16 protein-coding genes are annotated in these 17828 nt (G+C 66.4%); 7 read left to right on the top strand and 9 right to left on the bottom strand.

Going from position 1 to position 17828, the window contains the following annotated elements:
* Positions 1-198: 198 nt before the first annotated feature.
* The gene (locus tag IFT60_RS18585; protein WP_192054301.1) at positions 199-2301 is read right to left on the bottom strand and encodes a putative bifunctional diguanylate cyclase/phosphodiesterase; all 2103 of its coding nucleotides are present in this window, start codon (positions 2299-2301) and stop codon (positions 199-201) included.
* Between the two features lie 230 nt (positions 2302-2531).
* Between IFT60_RS18585 and IFT60_RS18580 the strand changes: the two genes are divergently transcribed.
* Positions 2532-3614 carry a serine hydrolase domain-containing protein gene (locus IFT60_RS18580; RefSeq protein ID WP_192054299.1) on the top strand — a complete coding sequence of 361 codons (1083 nt, stop codon included), beginning with the start codon at positions 2532-2534 and terminating at the stop codon, positions 3612-3614.
* Here IFT60_RS18580 and IFT60_RS18575 read toward each other — a convergent pair whose 3' ends face one another.
* A complete protein-coding gene (locus tag IFT60_RS18575) occupies positions 3615-4745 on the bottom strand; it encodes a branched-chain amino acid ABC transporter substrate-binding protein (RefSeq protein ID WP_192054297.1) in 1131 nt (376 codons plus the stop codon). It abuts the gene before it with no gap.
* Positions 4746-5131: 386 nt separating this feature from the next.
* Between IFT60_RS18575 and IFT60_RS18570 the strand changes: the two genes are divergently transcribed.
* The 4 genes from IFT60_RS18570 (at position 5132) to IFT60_RS18555 (ending at position 8508) form a co-directional block, all read left to right on the top strand.
* Positions 5132-5482: a hypothetical protein gene (locus tag IFT60_RS18570; protein ID WP_192054295.1), complete on the top strand. Its 351-nt coding sequence runs from the start codon at positions 5132-5134 to the stop codon at positions 5480-5482.
* Positions 5483-5862: 380 nt separating this feature from the next.
* The gene (leuA, locus tag IFT60_RS18565) at positions 5863-7551 is read left to right on the top strand and encodes a 2-isopropylmalate synthase (RefSeq protein ID WP_192054293.1); all 1689 of its coding nucleotides are present in this window, start codon (positions 5863-5865) and stop codon (positions 7549-7551) included.
* A gap of 70 nt (positions 7552-7621) precedes the next feature.
* Positions 7622-8101: a hypothetical protein gene (locus tag IFT60_RS18560; protein ID WP_192054291.1), complete on the top strand. Its 480-nt coding sequence runs from the start codon at positions 7622-7624 to the stop codon at positions 8099-8101.
* Positions 8098-8508, top strand: coding sequence for a c-type cytochrome (locus tag IFT60_RS18555; protein WP_192054289.1), 411 nt, complete (start codon positions 8098-8100; stop codon positions 8506-8508). The genes IFT60_RS18560 and IFT60_RS18555 overlap by 4 nt, the downstream gene beginning before the upstream one ends.
* Here the strand turns inward: IFT60_RS18555 and IFT60_RS18550 are convergent.
* From IFT60_RS18550 to IFT60_RS18535, 4 genes are all read right to left on the bottom strand, one after another.
* Positions 8454-9998, bottom strand: coding sequence for a PepSY domain-containing protein (locus IFT60_RS18550; RefSeq protein ID WP_192054287.1), 1545 nt, complete (start codon positions 9996-9998; stop codon positions 8454-8456). The genes IFT60_RS18555 and IFT60_RS18550 overlap by 55 nt on opposite strands.
* 15 nt (positions 9999-10013) lie before the next feature.
* The gene (locus IFT60_RS18545; RefSeq protein ID WP_192054285.1) at positions 10014-12140 is read right to left on the bottom strand and encodes a TonB-dependent receptor; all 2127 of its coding nucleotides are present in this window, start codon (positions 12138-12140) and stop codon (positions 10014-10016) included.
* 183 nt (positions 12141-12323) lie between these two features.
* Positions 12324-12719: a DUF2946 domain-containing protein gene (locus IFT60_RS18540; RefSeq protein ID WP_192054283.1), complete on the bottom strand. Its 396-nt coding sequence runs from the start codon at positions 12717-12719 to the stop codon at positions 12324-12326.
* A gap of 70 nt (positions 12720-12789) precedes the next feature.
* Complete coding sequence (locus IFT60_RS18535; protein ID WP_374001165.1) at positions 12790-13212, bottom strand: MarR family winged helix-turn-helix transcriptional regulator; 423 nt, start codon at positions 13210-13212, stop codon at positions 12790-12792.
* A gap of 102 nt (positions 13213-13314) precedes the next feature.
* Here IFT60_RS18535 and IFT60_RS18530 point away from each other — a divergent pair, with 102 nt between their 5' ends.
* On the top strand, positions 13315-14046 hold the full coding sequence (locus IFT60_RS18530; protein WP_192054279.1) for a siderophore-interacting protein: 732 nt from the start codon (positions 13315-13317) through the stop codon (positions 14044-14046).
* Between the two features lies 1 nt (position 14047).
* On the opposite strand, the gene IFT60_RS18525 is transcribed toward IFT60_RS18530, so the two are convergent.
* The 3 genes from IFT60_RS18525 to IFT60_RS18515 all read right to left on the bottom strand — a co-directional run bounded on the left by IFT60_RS18525 (position 14048) and on the right by IFT60_RS18515 (position 16384).
* Positions 14048-14854, bottom strand: coding sequence for a DODA-type extradiol aromatic ring-opening family dioxygenase (locus IFT60_RS18525; RefSeq protein WP_192054277.1), 807 nt, complete (start codon positions 14852-14854; stop codon positions 14048-14050).
* A gap of 103 nt (positions 14855-14957) precedes the next feature.
* A complete protein-coding gene (locus IFT60_RS18520; protein ID WP_192054275.1) occupies positions 14958-15434 on the bottom strand; it encodes an acyl-CoA thioesterase in 477 nt (158 codons plus the stop codon).
* A gap of 86 nt (positions 15435-15520) precedes the next feature.
* Positions 15521-16384, bottom strand: a complete 864-nt coding sequence (locus tag IFT60_RS18515) for a MaoC/PaaZ C-terminal domain-containing protein (RefSeq protein ID WP_192054273.1) — start codon at positions 16382-16384, stop codon at positions 15521-15523.
* A 140-nt stretch (positions 16385-16524) separates the two neighbouring features.
* Here IFT60_RS18515 and IFT60_RS18510 point away from each other — a divergent pair, with 140 nt between their 5' ends.
* Positions 16525-17622 carry a branched-chain amino acid aminotransferase gene (locus tag IFT60_RS18510; RefSeq protein ID WP_192054271.1) on the top strand — a complete coding sequence of 366 codons (1098 nt, stop codon included), beginning with the start codon at positions 16525-16527 and terminating at the stop codon, positions 17620-17622.
* Positions 17623-17828: the final 206 nt, after the last annotated feature.

The raw sequence follows: 17828 nt of genomic DNA, 5'->3' as shown, positions 1-17828 counted from the left end.
TCGAGCAAAATCAGACATTTCTACTTTGCTCAAACCGGACATTACTACTTTGCTCTTACAGGGTGGGCACTTGTGCCCACGCGGACGCAGGCGTAGTCCGGCAGCAACGTCGAACGCAAGCCGCGATGCCTGCGTCGGGGGTGTTGCAGTCGCATCCACCAATCATCCACCGTACCGCGTGGGCACAAGTGTACGGTTTTAGTGCGCCCCGCGCAAAAACTCCGTCGCCGCCCCCGCCGACATCGGCCGGCTGAACAGAAACCCCTGGAACAGGTCGCAGTCGCACTCCGCCAGCGTGCGGTGCTGCTCGAGCGTTTCCACGCCCTCGGCCACCACATGCATGTCGAGCTTGTGCGCGAGCGCCATGATGCCGGCGCAGAGGTCAGCGTCCTTGGGGTCGACGGCGCAGTTGCGCACGAAGGAGCGGTCGAGCTTGAGGTAATTCACCGGCAGCTGGCGCAGGTAGGACATCGACGAGAAGCCGGTGCCGAAATCGTCGATCGAAAGCGCCACGCCGCCGCTGCGCAGGCGGTGCAGGATGGCGATGGCGAGATCCGGGTCGGACATCATCATCGATTCGGTCAACTCCATTTCCAGGCAGCCGGGCTCGATGCCGTGCTCGCGCATCAGGTCGAACACGTAGTCGGGCAGCGCCGCGCTGGTCAGCTGGCTGGTCGACAGGTTGACCGCGATCGGGATCGTGCCGAGGCCGGCATCGCGCCAGGCGGCGATCTGGCGGCAGGCTTGCTCGATCACCCAGCGTCCCAGGTGCAGCAGCAGGCCGAGCTGTTCGGCCAGCGGGATGAAATTGTCGGGCGCGACCAGGCCGACGCCGGGGCGGTCCCAGCGGATCAGCGCCTCGAAGCCGGCGATGCCGCCGTCGCGCCGCATTTTCGGCTGGTAGTGCAAGGCGAACGCGCCGGTGCCGACGGCGGCGCGCAGATCGCGCTCGAGTTCGACGCGCGCGGTCACGGTCGAGCCGAGTTCGGGCGAATAGAAGCGGTACTGGTCGCGCCCGTTGTCCTTGGCCGAGTACATCGCCGCTTCGGCGCGCCCGAGCAGTTCGGCGGCGCCGTGCAGGCTGCCGCGCGACAGGCTGACCCCGGCGCTGAAGGTCAGGTGCAGCGGCTGGCGCAGCACCGGATAGGGTTGCGCCAGGTAGGCGCGGATCTGCTCGACCTGGTGCGCCACCTCCTCCACCGTCTCCGCCTGCGGCAGCGTGAACGCGAATTCGTCGCCCGACAGGCGCGCCAGGCTGCCGAGCGTGACGTTGCACTGCTGCAGGCGCTGGCCGACCAGCTGGATCAGCTGGTCGCCGATGGCCTGGCCGAAGTTGTTGTTGATGTACTTGAACCCGTCGAAGTCGATGATCACCACCGCCAGCCGGACACCGCCCAGGCTGGCCATGACGAGCTGCTCTTCGAGCGCCGACTCGAACATCACGCGGTTGGCCAGGCCGGTGAGCGAATCGGTGATGCGTTCCTGCTCGAGCCGGGTACGCAGGCCGCGCAGCTCGGTGATCTCGGTCGAGAAGCCGATCAGGCAGGTAGGCTGGCCGGGCAGGCGCAGCTTGACCTTGCGCGAGCGGAAATGGTGCTTGGCACCGTCGGCGCCGACGATGGTTTCGTCGCGCACCTCGTCGCCCTCGCCGGCCAGCACCTCGGCATCGTAGGCGGCCACGCGCGTGGCCGCCTCGACGGGCATCAGTTCGCGGTCGGTGCGGCCGATCAGGCCGGCAAGGTCGCGGTCGTACAAGGCCAGCACCGGGCCGTTGGCGTACAGGTAGCGCCCCTGCGCATCCTTCAGGTAGATGGCGGCGTCGACGTTGGCGAGGATGGTGTTGAGCAGGTCGTTGCGCTCGATGAGTTCGTCGACGGCGCGGCGCTGCTCGGTGATATCGGTCGAGATGCCGCACAGGCCGACGACGCGGCGCGCTTCGTCGAACAGCGGCAACTTCACGCTGCGGAACATGCGGCACTCGCCGTTGGTGAGGCACACCTGTTCGTCGGCGGCGATCTTTTCGCCCGTCGTCAGGACGTGCAGGTCGGTGGCGCCGATACTCGACGCTGACAGGTCGACGAACGGCGCATCGTCCCGATGGAGAATATGCGCGGGATCGCAGCCGAACACCGTCCCCAATGCCTTGTTGGCGAACAGGTAGCGCCCGTCCAGGTCCTTCACGTAGAAACACGCGTCCAGGTTGTCGACCAGCGTCCACAGCCGCCGCAGCTGGACCGGGTCCGGACTGCCGGCGTCCCCCGGGTCGGTTTCCTGTGGAGCGCCTTGTTGCCTTGTGCTCATCCTGTCTTGCCCTCCCCGGCGTGTGCGCATGCGTGTTATGGAACAGGCCGCTTGCCGGCCCTACCCGGGCGGCATGCGAATTCGCCAGTGTAGCGCCGTTGCTCCACTTTCGGCACATCCGGCGCCCCGCCATGGAAAAAGATGCAAACCAGCCACAACCGTAAAAATAGGGTTACAACAATAATGTATGTACGATAATCTATTGCGTTAAAGATAAATCGAGGAAGCCGATGCCGTCCGTTTCGATCCGCAGGCGCTGCCTGTCGCTGCTGGGGCTGCTCGCCCTGTCCGCCCTGTGCGCCTGCGCCGCGACGCCACCACCGCCGCCGGCGCCGGCGCCTGGCATGCTGGACGCCCATCTCGCTCCCGGCTACAACGGCGTCGTACTGGTGCGTGCCGGCCGCGCCATGCCGCCACTGGTGCAAGCCTATGGCAAAGCCCAATTCGAGACGCCCGTCGCGCTGACGGCGGACACGCGCTTCATGATCGGTTCGGTGTCGAAATGGATCACGGCAGTGACCGTGCTGCGCCTGGTCGAGGGGGGCCAGCTCGACCTCGACACACCAGTCACAGCATGGCTGCCGGAACTGCCCGCCGCCAGCGCCGGCGTCACGCTGCGCACCCTGTTGTCGAACACGAGCGGCATCGAGAATGGCCTGGCGCTGGCGATCAAGCGCGACCGCAGCCCGGAGCGCCTGACGATCGCGCCGCTCGAGGCCGCGCTCAGGTTCGGCAACGGTCCCTTGACCTTCGCGCCCGGCACGAAGTTCGACTATTCGGTCACCAACTGGCTGATCGTCGCCGGCATCGTCGAGCGCGTGACCGGCGAAGCGTTTACCCGCACGGTGACGCGCCTGGTGCTGGAACCGGCCGGCGCGCGCGACACCGGCTTCGCCGATGCGCAGACAGCCGCCATGGCGCGCATGGCGATTGCCTACGACGCCACGGGAACGACCCGCAAGATGATGCCGGCGCCGCCGATGGTGGCCGCCAGCGGCACGCTCTACAGCACGGCGAGCGACCTGGTGAAAATCGCCGACGCTGTCTACGGGTCGGATCTGCTGAGCGCGGCGTCGCGCAGGGAGTTGCTGACGGTCCAGCATGCGCCGGAAGACTATGCGCTGGGCGGGCGCATCAAGGAGGTCGGCGCCCGCCTGTTCGCCTGGGAGACGGGCGTCAGCGGCGGCCATAAAACCCTGCTCGCCTACGCACCTGCGGATGGCCGCGCCGTGGTCCTGCTCAACAATACCGACATGGCGCAGTCCGAGCAGGCCAGGATCGGCCTGGCCCTGCTGGCAGCGCTGGAGAAGTGATTACTTGGTGACCGCCAGCACCGTGCGCTTGCCGCCCTTGAAGGTGTACAAGGTGATGGTGCCGTCGCGGATGTCGCCGCGTGCGTCGAAGGCGATCGGGCCGGTCACGCCTTTGTACTGCGTTTTCGCCAGCACCGGCAGGTAGCGCGCCGGCGCGGTTGAGCCGGCCTTGACCATGGCGTCGGCCATCGTCATCACGGCGTCGTAAGCGTAGGGCGCGTTGATCTGGACATCGATGCCGAAACGCTTTTTGTAGTCGGCGCGGAACTTGTCCATGCCGGCGCGGCCGGTGGCGTCGACCCCGCCCGCTTCGGCGCAGAACACCTGGCCGTCCGCCATGGCGCCGCCGGCGAGCTTGTGGATTTCGTCCGAACAGATGCCGTCGCCGCCCATCATCTTCGCATTGAAACCGAGCTGCTTCATCTGGCGCAGCATCGGGCCGGCGACGGCGCTCATGCCGCCGAAGAAAACCAGGTCCGGCTTGGTCGCGCGGATCTTGGTGAGGATGGCGTTGAAATCGGTCGCCTTGTCGTGCGTGAATTCCTTGGCCACCACCTGCGCGCCCTGCTGTTGCAGGCCCTTGGCGAATTCGACCGCCAGGCCCTGGCCGTAGGCGGTGCGGTCGTCGATCACGGCCACGCGTTTGGCGCCCATGTTCTTGACCGCGTAGTGGCCCAGCGCCTGGCCCAGCTGGACGTCGTTGGCGACCACGCGGAAGGCGGTATTAAAACCTTGCTGGGTGTATTTCGGGCTGGTGCTCGAGGGCGAGATCTGCGGAATGCCGGCCTGATTGTAGATTTTCGAGGCGGGAATCGTCGTGCCCGAGGTCTCATGGCCGACCACGCCGTTGACGCGGGCGTCGACCAGCTTCTGGGCGACGTTGGTCGCCTGCTTCGGATCGCCGCCATCGTCCTCGGCCACCAGTTCGAAGCGTACCTTCTTGCCGGCGACGCTGACGCCGCGCGCGTTCAGCGCTTCGATCGCCATGCGCGCGCCGTTTTCGGTGTCCTTGCCGAAGTAGGCGACGGGGCCGGTGACGGCGGCGGAGTGGCCGATCTTGACGACTTCCTGGGCGTTTGCCTGGCTGATGACGACGCTGAGCAGGGTGATGGCGACTGCGGACTTCTTCATGCATTCCTCTTTATCGGTGCTGCCGCCTCACAGAATTGGCGGCGAAAGGCGAAATCATAGCAAGGATCAGACGGGCTTGCTTTGGGGCGGTGACGTTATGGGCGCTGGTGCGTGCGCCGTTACCGGTGTGCTTGATCCGCATGGGCACAAGTGCCCATCCTACGGGATAGGCTACCGGCGAGTTCTTGCGAAACCCGAACACCGCGAAAGGGTTTTGCCTGCACTCGCCTGGAACGTATTCTGTAGGATGGGCTCCGCCCATGCGGATTCAACATACCGACAGCTTTACAGGCAACAGCCCCACGACCGCCGCACGGATGAAGACGCGCGCCGCCACCCGACCAGCTTGCGGCATACTAGCCGCACCGCACGGCGCAGGAGTCCGCATGACCACCGAGCACCAGGCCGGCGAAGGCAGCGAACTGCGCTTTCGCACCCTGCTCTACCGCTTCATCTTTTTCGACTGGCTGTTCATGGACGCCGGCGGCGCGCGCACGCCGGTCGAGCGCCATGCGGCCACCCAGCACAACCGGCGCATGAGCAAATACCTGCCGGTCTACCTGCGCCGCTGGTCCTTCCTCACCGTGTTCGACTTCGCCCTCGGCTGCCTGGTCGAGCGGGCGCTGCAGGCCACCCTGCTCTCGGCCTGGTTCTTCACCTGGAGCTGCGTCACGGCCACCGGCACCGTTGTCATCACGGTGGCCTGGCTGTTCCTGACCCAGCCGCAGCAGCCGTGAGTGCATCCGCGTTGCGCCGCACAATTTTCGCTTGACACCCTCCCGGCATCGCGCTTAGAGTCAAGTCAATGACTACCCAACTGCATCTGTCGACCCTTCTGCACCACGCCGGCGTCCTATCGCTGGCGCTACTACTACGCGCCTGATTTCCCGCGTCCGGCCCTGCCGGTTTCAAGTAAGTAGAAGAAGGAGTTGTACCGATGTTCGCTTCCCGGAATTCCACCCAGATTCTCACCCTGTCGCTCGCTGCGCGCGCATTCGTTCGTCTGCTGCTAAAACTACCGATCGGTTGCCGGGCCTAGAGACGCGTGGCCCGTCCGGCAGCCTTTTCGCCACTCCCGCCAAACCTGGCACCGCAAACTAACAGCAGGAGTACGAACATGATCACCAACCCATCCGCCAAATACCGTCCTTTCCCCGCCGTCGACATCGCCGACCGCCAGTGGCCGAACAACACCATCACCCGGCCGCCGATCTGGATGAGCACCGACCTGCGCGACGGTAACCAGGCGCTGATCGAGCCGATGAGTCCGGAGAAAAAGCTGCGCTTCTTCGAGATGCTCGTCAAAGTAGGCGTCAAGGAGATCGAGGTCGGCTTCCCGTCGGCCTCGCAGACCGACTTCGATTTCGTGCGCATGCTGGTCGAGGAAAACCGCATTCCCGACGACGTCACCATCATCGTCCTGACCCAGGCGCGCGAAGAACTGATCCGGCGCACGGTGGAGTCCGCAGCCGGCGCCAGGCGCGCCATCGTCCACATCTACAACTCGGTCGCGCCCGTGTTCCGCCGCGTCGTGTTCGGCATGACCCAGGACGAGATCGTCGACATCGCCGTCAGCGGCACGCGCCTGATCAAGGAACTCGTGGCGCAACACCCGCAGACGCAATGGGGCCTGGAATACTCGCCCGAATCGTTCTCGACCACGGAACTCGATTTCTCCAAGCGCATCGTCGACGCCGTGAGCGCCGAATGGCAGCCGACGCCAGGCAATCCGATGATCGTCAACCTGCCCTCGACCGTGGAAGCGAGCACGCCCAACGTCTACGCCGACCAGATCGAATGGATGTGCCGCCACCTCGAGCGGCGCGAATCGCTCGTCATCAGCGTCCATCCGCACAACGACCGCGGCACGGCGGTGGCGGCGGCCGAACTGGCGGTACTGGCCGGTGCCGACCGCGTCGAAGGCTGCCTGTTCGGTAACGGCGAACGCACCGGCAACGTCGATTTGGTGACGCTGGCGCTGAACCTGTACACGCAAGGCGTGCATCCGGGCCTGGATTTTTCCGACATCGACAGCGTGCGCCAGCTGGTCGAGGAGTGCAACCAGTTGCCGGTGCATCCGCGTCATCCGTATGCGGGCGACCTGGTGTTCACGGCATTTTCGGGTTCGCACCAGGACGCGATCAAAAAGGGCTTCGCGCGCCAGGAAGCGGACGCGCTGTGGGAAGTGCCGTATTTGCCGATCGACCCGGCCGACCTGGGCCGCAGCTACGACGCCGTGATCCGCGTGAACAGCCAGTCCGGCAAGGGCGGCATGGCGTATTTGCTCGAACAGGAATATGGCCTCGAATTGCCGCGCCGCCTGCAGATCGAATTCTCGCGCGTGGTGCAGCAACTGGCCGACAGCAGCGGCCGCGAAATCGCCGCCAGCGATATCCACGCCTTGTTCGTGCGCGAATACCTGGAACAGGAAACGCCGTACCGCTATGTGGCGCACAAGATGAATGAAAACACGGCCGCCGCCGGCGAGCCCGTCCAGGTCGAGGTCACCGCCTTCGAGCGCCAGGTGCAGCGCGCGCTGCGCGGCGCCGGCAACGGTCCGATCGACGCCTTCGTCAATGCGCTCGGCATCGACATCCGCCTGATGGATTACCACGAACACGCGATCGGCTCCGGCGCGAATGCACGCGCCGCCTGCTACGTCGAACTGCGCGTAGGGAATGGCCCGACCCTGTTCGGCGCCGGCATCGACAGCAATATCGTGACCGCCTCGTTCAAGGCGGTGCTGTCGGCGGTGAACCGGCATGCGGCCAGCGTGCCGGAGAGCGCTCCGGCGCTGGCGGCCTGACGCTATAATATGCCGAGCCGCGAGGCCCAGCCGCGCACGCCTGCCGCGGCACGCTTGATTGGGAGCCTGGATGAAGAAAGCCTGCATGCTGTTGTCGTTGTTAGTCTCGGGCGCCGCAGTGGCGGACGATGCCGCGGTCCTCAAGTGCCGCGCCTTGCCGGATGCGGCCAGCCGCCTGGTGTGCTACGACGCGATGCCGCTGGCCGGTGCCGCAGCCACAATGCCAGCCGCGGCGCCTGTCGCGGCGGCGGCCCCGGCCAGCTCGCCGGTGCAGGACTTTGGCAGGCGTCCGCCCGCGCCGAAGAAAGAAGAAGTCCCTGCCAGCATCCGCAGCACGGTGGTCGGCACCATCAGCGGCTGGTCGCCCGGCAGCCGCATCACGCTGGCCAACGGCCAGGTATGGCGCGTGGTCGACGGCGACGCCGTCCTGCCGGTCATGAACAATCCGCAGGCCGAAGTCTCGCGCGGGCTGCTGGGCGCCTACTTTCTGCAGGTCGGCGGCCACACCAGCGCCGCGCGCGTGACACGGGTGGACCAGGCCAGTCAATGAAGATCGAGGCACGGCGGCGCGCCTTGTTGCTTGCCCTGCTGGCGGCGCCGTCGCTGGCCGGCGCCGCCGATCTCGCCAACGGCCAGCGCCTGTTCGCCTCGCGCTGCGGCTCCTGCCACAGCGTCGGCCCGTCGGCACGCGCCGGCTTCGGCCCGCAGCTGAACGCCATCTTCGGCCGCCGCGCAGGCGGCACGCCGGACTTCCGCTATTCAACGGCGATGGCCAGATCCGGCATCGTCTGGAACGACAAGACGCTGACCGCCTTTATCGATTCGCCGGACGAGGTGGTCCCCGGCACCAGGATGCGCTTCTGGGGCATGAGCAATGCCAGGCAGGTCGGCGACCTGCTGGCTTACCTGCGCAGCATGCCCGCCGCCGCCCCTGCTTCCGCTTCCGCCGCGCGCTGAGCCTTCCACCAGCTGCGCAGCCGGCGCGCGCCGAGCACGGTCGCCGTGGCGCAGAGCGCGAGGCCGCCGACACCGAGCAGGATCAGCACCGCGTCGCGCAGCCAGCCGGCATCCAGCATCGCCGGCAAATCCCAGCTGTGCAGGAAGTTGAAAAGCCACCTGCCGGTGCGCTGCGAGCGGTCCAGGCTGGACGCGACCGCGCCGGTGTACGGGTCCAGGTGGACCCAGGTGGCGCCGCCGTCGCCATATACCAGCCGCAGCGCCGGCAGGCGGCGCTCGTCGGCGCCGTACATCGATTGCAGCGCGCGCTTGTAGTAATAGGTGTCGTAGCGGTCCAGCACCTGCTGCTGCACGATCGGCGCCGGCAGCAGGCGCTGCGCCGCGGCCAGCAGCGCGGCGTCCGTCCAGCGTGCGCGTACCACAAAACCGTTTTCCCAAGCCGTCACCAGGCGCGTGTGATTGCCCGCGTCGCGCGCCAGGATCGCCGGCTGGCCGCCGAGCACGCGCCATTCGAGTTCGCTCGCCGTGAATCCCTGCGCCTTCAGCAATGACACGGCCTGCGCCGCATCGATCGAGAGCCTGGTGGTTCCAGGTTGCCCGCCCTCGAAGGCGGCCAGGTCGGGCCGCTGACCCTTGGCGTCGAACACGCCGACCGGGTTCATCGACATCAGCCCGCTCAGGATCCACGCGAACAGGATCGTGCCGAACACCAGTCCAAGCAGGTGGTGCCAGCGCATGACGCCCTCGCGAAACGGCGTCTTGGCCCCGTTCTTGTAGCTGCCCGCAAAACGCCAGCGCCAGATGCCGTTGAGGACGCCCGTCAGCGACGACACCACGCCGAGCGCCGACAGCGCGATCACGGTCCAGCTCCAGACCGGGTCGACCGGCTGGTTGCGGAACATGTACAGCCAGTGCAGCCAGGCGCCAACGTAATTCCATAACTGCTGGCCGCGCGGCGCGTCGAGCACGACCTGGCCGGTGCTGGACGACAGGTACAGGCGGGTGGCCGCAGCGTCACCCATCTCGACCACGTGCAGGGGACGGTGGCGCTCGAGCGAGCGCGAATGGGTCCAGCGGTCCTCGATTACCTGGCCGGCGTAGCGCGCGGCGGCGCCGGGGAAGAAAGCGCGTGCACCCGCCAATGCGGCCGCAGCGTCAACCGGCGGTCCCGCTGCACCCGTCACTGCGTCGACCACGAGCGGCTTGCCGTCAGCTTCGGTCACGACATATACCGGATGGTTGCGGACCGACGTCAGCACCAACCCTTTGATTTCGCCCGGAGCGCGGCTGTGCGCCAGCGCCCGCTCGGGACTCACGCAGCAGCCGGCTTGCGCCAGCGCCGGCAGGCTGCCCAGCCGCTCCCACGGCGTCAGCTTCGGATAGCCGACGAACAGCATCACCATGCCGCTGGCGAACCAGAGCGCCATCAGGACGCACATCAGCACACCAGTCCAGCGATGGACCAGCAAGACATTGCGCTTGAAGTTCACGCGCGTACCTCCCGCTTAGAACCGGTGATCCAGCACCAGCTCGACGCGGCGGTCGGGCCCCACCAGCCACTGGGTCGGCGTATAGTAGGCGGTCGCAAAATAGCGCTTGTCGAAGACGTTGAAGCCGCGCAGGGTCAGCGTCGTGCGCGGCGCCGCCTTCCAGCGCAGCGACAGGTCGGTGGTCGTGTACGAGGCCATGCGCAAGGTGTTGGCATTGTCGGCGAAGCGCGTGCCCACGTAACGCAGGCCGGCGCCGAGCGTCCATGCCGGCGTGGCGTCCCAGCCGAGCCAGACGTTCGCCAGGCGCTTGGGCACGTCGGGCGGCAGATTGCCGGCGCGCGAGACGAGTACGCCGCCTTGCGACTCCTGAAAATCGTCGAAGCGCGCACGCAGCAGCGAGGCGTTCGCTTCCAGCGTCCAGGCTTCGGCCAGCGCCATGTTGAGCGTGCCCTCGATGCCGCGCGAAGAGCGCTGGCCGACCTGGATGCTCTGCGCCGGGTTGGCCGGATCGCGCGTCAGCAGGTTATCCTTGTTAATGTCGTAGGCGGCCAGGGTCCACTCGCCGGTCTTGCCCCAGAAGCTGTGCTTGACGCCGATCTCGACCTGGCGCCCGGTGGCGTTCTCGAAGCGGCTGTTGGCCGGCGACAGGAACAGCAGCGAGCCGACCGGATCGGCCGCTTTCGAGACCTGGCCGTAGACCGCCAGGCCCGGCGTGACGTCGTAGACCGTGCCGAGGCGCCAGCCGACGTCGGTAAAGGTCTTGTCGTAGGCCAGCACGCCCGCCACCAGGTTCTGGCGCTCCAGCTTCGCGTGATCGTAGCGCAGCCCGCCCAGCACCGACCACTGGTCGTTCAATTCCAGGCGGTTTTCCGCGAACAGCGCGTATTGGCGCGCCCTGGCGCGGTAGCGCGGAATGGTCGGTTCGTCACTCGCAAAGAAACCGGGCACCGGGTTGAACGGGTCGACCGAGGGCGAGGACCCGACATAGGTGTTGTTGGTATGGGTGAACGAGGTGGCGTTGACGTCGAAGCCGACCGAGACCCGGTTCTTCAAGCCGAACAACCGGCCCTCGAAGCTGGCGTCCGTCGTATTCCCGGTCTGTTTCTGCTCATGGTAAATCTCGGTATTGTCCGAGCGGTCGACCAGGCGCGTGGCCGGGTTATAGAGGTAGGCTTCGGCATTGCGCCAGTGGCGGTCGCTGTTCACGTGGTACAGGCGGCTGCGCACGGTCGTGTTCGCGTTCGGCTTCCAGTTGGCCAGCAGGTCGACCCAGGTGTCCTTGTAGTCGATGGTGCTGTCCTGGACGTTGTAATTCTTTTCCCGCAGCGCTTCCAGCTGGCGGCCCTCGACCAGCGGCGTGCCGAAATAGCGCATCGGCTCTTGGCGTCCATGGGCGACGCTCAGCTTGAAGTTCAGTTCGGGCGACACGTCGAGGCGCAGCGCGCCGGAAAACGCGCGGTTGCTGAACTCGCCCATGTCGACCCAGCCATCCGAGCGCTCGCCGCTGGCGTCGAAGCGATACGACCAGCGCTCGTCGAGCGCCCCGCCGCTGCCGAATGCCAGGCGGCGCGTGCCTTGCGTGCCGACCGCCACCTGCATCTCGTTCTGCACCGCAGCGCGCGTCGGCTGCTTGGGCACCACGTTGACCACGCCGCCGATGGCGCCCTCGCCATAAATCACCGAAGCCGGGCCGCGCAAGACTTCGATGCGCTCGACCGCCCAGGTATCGAAGGGAAAGGTGAGCCCGGCGCCGCCGTACTGGCGCATGCCGTCGTACAGGCGCAGCACCGAAACCGTGTCGGTGAAGCCGCGCGACGCGAGCGAGGAGCCGCCATTGCCCGGGTGCGGCAGGCTGCTGATGCCGGCGGCGCGGGTAATCGCCGCGACCAGGTCGGTGTCGCCGCGCTGTTCGAGCTGTTTGCGGCTGATGACGTCGACGCTGGCCGGCGTTTCCAGGCGCGTCAGGCCGAGGTTCGAGCCGGTGCTGCTGCGCTGGCCCAGGCGGCCATTGTCGGCGGTGCCGGTGACGATTACCTGTGGCACGATGGCGTCGCTCCGTGGCGTTGGCGCTTCCTGTGCAAAAGCGCCGGACATGGCGGTGGCAAGCGTGGTCAGCGTGAGTGATGCGATGTTCTTCTTCATGATGTTTCCTGTGGCGTGAACGTGGACGCCTGCATGGGAGCCAGGTGCGTCCAGTCGCCGCTGTCCGGGTGGGACAGCGGTGTCGGCGAGCGTGTGCGCGACGCGTCAGCCGCAGGAGCGGAGACGCGGTCGGAAGCGCATATGCCGCCTGAGCGACATATGGTCAAAACCGGTCAAAACCGGTCAAGCCAGGAAAGGAGGAGCGCGCGATTGCGCCAGCAGCCACGGGAACAGCGTGCGCGCGGCCTGGTAGTAGAGAGGAGGAAAGTCGTCGTGGCCGCCGAGGACGGCGAACACGCTGGTCGCCGGCGGCGCCAGGCCAAAGGCGCCGGCATGGGTAGCGCAGTAGGCGCAATGCGTCATGCTTTTCAGCAGCTTGTCCGATGGCGCGCCGTTCTCGCCGTTCGGCAGCGCCGGCATCGCCATCATTTCCATGCCCATGGCGGTACAGACTTCTACCTGTGCAGGGGTCGGGGAAAAACTGAGCGCATGCGAGACGGCAGGCATGAGCGCGTTGAACAGGATCGCCAGGATGGCGAGCCAGGCAACGGCGATCAGCTGTGTTGTCGTCTTGTACATGAATCCATTATAGATCAAGCGCGCGAAACGGCATTTGACCTGGCGTGCGGGAAATGTTGTCAATGCGCTGTCAATCGATGCTGTTGGCATCGAGGTTGCCGCGCACCTGTTCGAGCAGGGCGAGCAACTGCGCGCGCTCGGCCTCGGGCACGCCCGCCAGCGCCTGTTCGGCCGCGCCGGCGCCATGGCGGTGCCACTCGCCATGGATTGCCTCTCCGCCGGGACTGAGGCGCAGGCGCGTGCTGCGGCGGTCGGTCTCGTCCGGCTGCGCTTCCAGCAATTGTTTGTCGCGCAGCGCGCGGATCAGGCGCGTCAGCTGGGCCTTGTCGCGCCCCGAATGGGCCACCAGGTCGCTCAGCGTGGCGCCCGGGTTGCGCGCGAAGAAGCCGAGCACCTTGCCTTCCATGTGCGTCAGCTCCGCTTCGGCACCCAGCGGGGCGCGTAGCTGGCGCGCGCGGTAGAGGTGCATGATCGCGTGGATGGACTCGAACACGTCCTGTGCGGAGTTCGCTGGAACTGCCGAGTGATTTTGGTTGACTTTATCAACGTGTTTTTTCATAATAGGAGACATTATCAACCATTTTCAGGATTCATGATGGAACAATCCAAGCGCAGGACCATCGAGCGCGTACGCCACGAACTGCACCGCCGTGACGTGACCGTCAGCCGCATCGCGCCGCTCGGCGCGCACTTCGTGGCGATCACCTTCCACGCCGAGTCGCTGGCCGGCTTCCTCTCGCTTTCTTTCGACGACCACGTGAAATTCATGTTCGACGACGGCGGTTCCGAGCAGGTGCGGCGCGACTATACGCCGCGCCGCTTCGACGCACAAGCACGCGAACTGACGATCGAATTCGCCTTGCACGGCGACGGCGCCGCGGCCAACTGGGCGCGCCGCGCGCAAGTGGGCGACACTGCCGTCATCGGCGGCCCGCGCGGTTCGATGATCATTCCGATGGACTACGACTGGCACCTGCTGGCGGGCGACGCCAGCGCGTTGCCGGCGATGCGGCGGCGCCTGGAAGAACTCCCGGCCAACGCGCGTGTCTTCGTGATCGCGGCTGCGCCGGAAGATGACCGGGCCGCCTTTGGCGGCGCGGTGCAGGCGAACGTGCAATGGGTCGACGGCGACGACGCCCTGGTGGACGCCGTGCGCGCCCTGCCCCTGCCGCCCGGCGAAGGTTTTGTCTGGGCCGCCGGCGAGGCACAGGCGATGCGCCGCCTGCGCACCGTGCTGGGCGAAGAAAGGGGACTCGCCAAGGAAGCGATGCGCGTTTCCGCCTACTGGAAGCGCGGCGTCGCCGACCACCACGAGAACCTCGACTGATTCAGGTCGCGCCGAATTCGTAGGACGCCATCGGCACCTTCATCACGTGGTCGACGAACAGCGCCCGGCCCGGGTCGTCGCCGGCCGCGCCGGCCACCACCATCAGCGGCACCAGGTGGTCTTCGCGCGGATGGGCCAGGCGTGCGGCGGGGGCCTGTTCCCAGTCGGCCAGCAGCGCGTTGCGCGCGCCGGCGTCCGGCTCGGCAATGGCGCAATTCAACCAGGCCTCGAACGCTTCGGCCGCCGGCGTCGACTCGTCGCGGCCGAAACCGCGCATGTTATGGTAGGTCAGCCCGCTGCCGACGATCAGCACGCCTTGGTCGCGCAGCGGCGCCAGCGCCCGGCCCAGGCGCAGGTGCTCGGCCGGATCGTAGTTTGATTTCATCGACAGCATCAGGATGGGGACGTCGGCATCCGGATACATCAGGCTCAGCGGCACGAAAACGCCATGGTCGAAGCCGCGCCGTGCATCCTCGGCGACGTTGACGCCGGCACCTGCCAGCAGCGCGCGCACGCGCAGCGCCAGTTCCGGTGCGCCCGGCGCCGGATAGCGGATGTGGTAGGTGTGCTCGGGGAAACCGTAGTAATCGTATTCCATCGGTGGCCGCGCCGCGGTCGCGACCGTGAATTCGTTCGCTTCCCAATGGCCGGACACGACCAGGATCGCTGCCGGTTTCGATGGCAGGCGCCCCGGCAGCGCGGCGAATTCGCGCGCCGTGCGTGCGTACATGCCGCGCATCTGTTCGATCCACGGCCACGGGCCGCCGCCGTGGGAGAGGAAAAAGACGGGGAGTCGGGAGGTGGGCATAGTGGGTCCTCGGTACGTGGGCGAATGCCCTTACTCTAACGGGGCATGCGGCTTTGCACCAGTTGGCCAGGGCGGAAAACAGAATGCCGCCAGCGGGACAATCCTACCGCTTCTTCCCATGCAGCGCCTGGCGCGAGCGCTTGCGCTCCTCCGCTTTCTCGAAGCGCCGCTTCTGTTCCTCGGTCTCGGGCACCAGCGTCGGCACGGGCTGCGGCTTGCGGTTGGCGTCCACGGCCACCATCGTGAAGTAGCAGCTGTTGGCGTGGCGCTGGGTGCGCTGCTGGATGTTTTCGGTGACGACGCGGATGCCGATTTCCATCGAGCTGGTGCCGGTGTAGTTCACCGACGCCAGGAAAGTCACCAGTTCGCCGACGTGGATCGGCTGCAGGAACATCACCTGGTCGACCGACAGGGTCACGACGTATGAACCCGAATAGCGGCTGGCGCAGGCGTAGGCCACGCTGTCGAGGAATTTGAGGATGGTGCCGCCGTGGACATTGCCGGAAAAATTGGCCATGTCGGGGGTCATCAGGACCGTCATCGAGAGTTCGTGGACGGGTCTTCCGTGGTGGTCGTTCATGCTGGTTCCGGGTCGGGGTTGGGACAAGGTTGTCCTGCACAACGATTGTACGGGGCTTTGCCGGTCTTTACAGACAACGCTTTTTTTCAGCCCGCGCCGAATGCGAACGTGCCCGAGGCTGCCGGCACGCCGGCACAGAACAGGACATAACTGTCCGCTGCGTCACCCTCCTTCAACACGACGGCCTCGCCCAGCGGCACCGGCGCCGTGAAGCGCACTGAGAGCGCCGCAACCTGCCGCCCCGCCCTGGCGTCGAGCGCGGCGCAGGTCCTGGCGACCGAGTGCATGCCGTGGATGATCGGTGCCGGCAGTCCCATCAGGCGCGCGCTCCAGCGCGTCAGGTGGATCGGGTTCCAGTCGCCGGAAACGCGCGCGTAATCGCGCCCGCTCGACGGCCCCAGCGTCCAGCTGTCGATGACGGCCCCGGCGGCGGCGGCCGGGCGCTGCCCCTTCGGCTGGCCCGACCGGGCGCCGCGCACGGCGAGGTATTTGCTGGTGCAGGTGAAGATGCGTTCGCCGCCGGCGCTCCCCACGGTCTCGAGCGCGCAGTAGACGGCGCCCGAGGCACTGGGCGGCAGGACGTCGATGCGGGTGGCAAGCACGATCGGCGCCGCGGCAGGCGCAGATACGTGGGCGATCAATGCGTTCTCGACGTGGACGATGCCTGCCAGCCGGTAAGGAAACGCACTTGATAACAAGGTCGCCATGTGCGCGCGCTGGACCGGCAGGTACCAGTAGGTGAGCGGCACCGCGTCCGCTGTGAACCCCAGCGCCGCGCGGTAGCGTGCGACGTGGGCGAGGTCCAGCCGCGGCAGCGTGAAGCGCGAGGTCAGCGGCGCGACCGGACCGGCCAGCACCGCGCGCGTTCGCTTGGAAAGGACGCGCAGGATGAAGCCTGGACCCATGCGCGGCAGTACCGGCGCCAGGCCGGCATCGATCAAACGAAGCACGTTTTCTCCCTCAAATGAGCCCGGCACGCAATCGGATGGCGCGCCCCGACGAATTTCTCGCAGCGAAAATGCTGTGATTGATCGATAATACCGCCTGACGACGCACTACCGCACTGTCGCGCAAGTTTTACGGAGACTGTATGAACAAAGTTGGTCCATCGACCCTGTCGATCCAGAAAAGCCTGATGCCCCTTCCCACCCCCGAGCGCACCGCGCTGCTCGAGAACCCCGGCTTCGGCCGCGCGTTCAGCGACCACATGGTCACCATCCGCTACACCGAAGGCCGTGGCTGGCACGACGGCAAGGTCGAGGCACGCGGCATGCTGCCGCTCGATCCGTCGACGATGGTGCTGCACTATGCCCAGGAAATCTTCGAAGGCCTGAAGGCTTACCCGCTGCCGGACGGCGGCGCCGCCCTGTTCCGTCCGGAAGCCAACGCACGCCGCTTCCAGAAGTCGGCCACCCGCCTGGCGATGGCGCCGCTGCCGGAAGAGCTGTTCCTGGAAGCCGTGCACGCGATCGTCAGCGAAGACCGCGACTGGATTCCGCAATCCGAAGGCGCCGCGCTCTACCTGCGCCCGTTCATGATCGCCACCGAAGCCGCGCTCGGCGTGCGTCCGGCCAGCGAATACCTGTTCTGCATCTTCGCTTCGCCTGCCGGCAACTACTTCAAGGGCGGCAGCGCCGGCATCACGCTGTGGGTGTCCGAGAACTACATCCGCGCCGCGCCCGGCGGCACCGGCGACGCCAAGTGCGGCGGCAACTACGCCGCCAGCCTGGCCGCGCAAGCCGAAGCCACGCGCGAAGGCTGCGACCAGGTCGTGTTCCTGGATGCGGTCGAGCGCAAATGGGTCGAGGAACTGGGCGGCATGAACATCTTCTTCGTGTTCGAAGACGGTTCGATCCAGACCCCGCCGCTGACCGGCACCATCCTGCCGGGCATCACCCGCGATTCGCTGATCGTGCTGGCGCGCGACGCCGGCATCACCGTGCGCGAAGAGCCGTACTCGATCGACCAGTGGAAAGCGGACGCCGCCAGCGGCCGCCTCACCGAAGCCTTTGCCTGCGGCACGGCGGCGGTAGTGACCCCGATCGGCAAGGTCAAGGGCAGCGGCTTCGAGGCGACCATCGGCAACGGCGAAGCCGGCCCCGTCACCACGCGCCTGAAAACCACGCTGCTGGACATCCAGAACGGCCGCGGCGAGGACAAGCACGGTTGGCTGCAGCGCGTGTTTTAAGTTGATTCGTTAAGTTGATTCGCTAAGTTGATTCGCTAAGTTGATTCGCTAAGTTTTATTTCGTATTGCCTGCGGGCGCGGCTTGCCGCGTCCGCAGCGCCTCCCCTCCATACCGCACCAAACATATGTTTCAAAACAACAACAAATGTTGGTTGTTTTGTTGCATGTGAGCAATTGCCTCTTTATCATGGTTGACGACGCGGATT

It is taken from the genome of Massilia sp. CFBP 13721, from assembly GCF_014842025.1.
In the GTDB taxonomy this organism is placed as follows: Bacteria; Pseudomonadota; Gammaproteobacteria; order Burkholderiales; family Burkholderiaceae_D; genus Telluria.
This window is presented reverse-complemented; position numbering and strand designations above follow the sequence as displayed.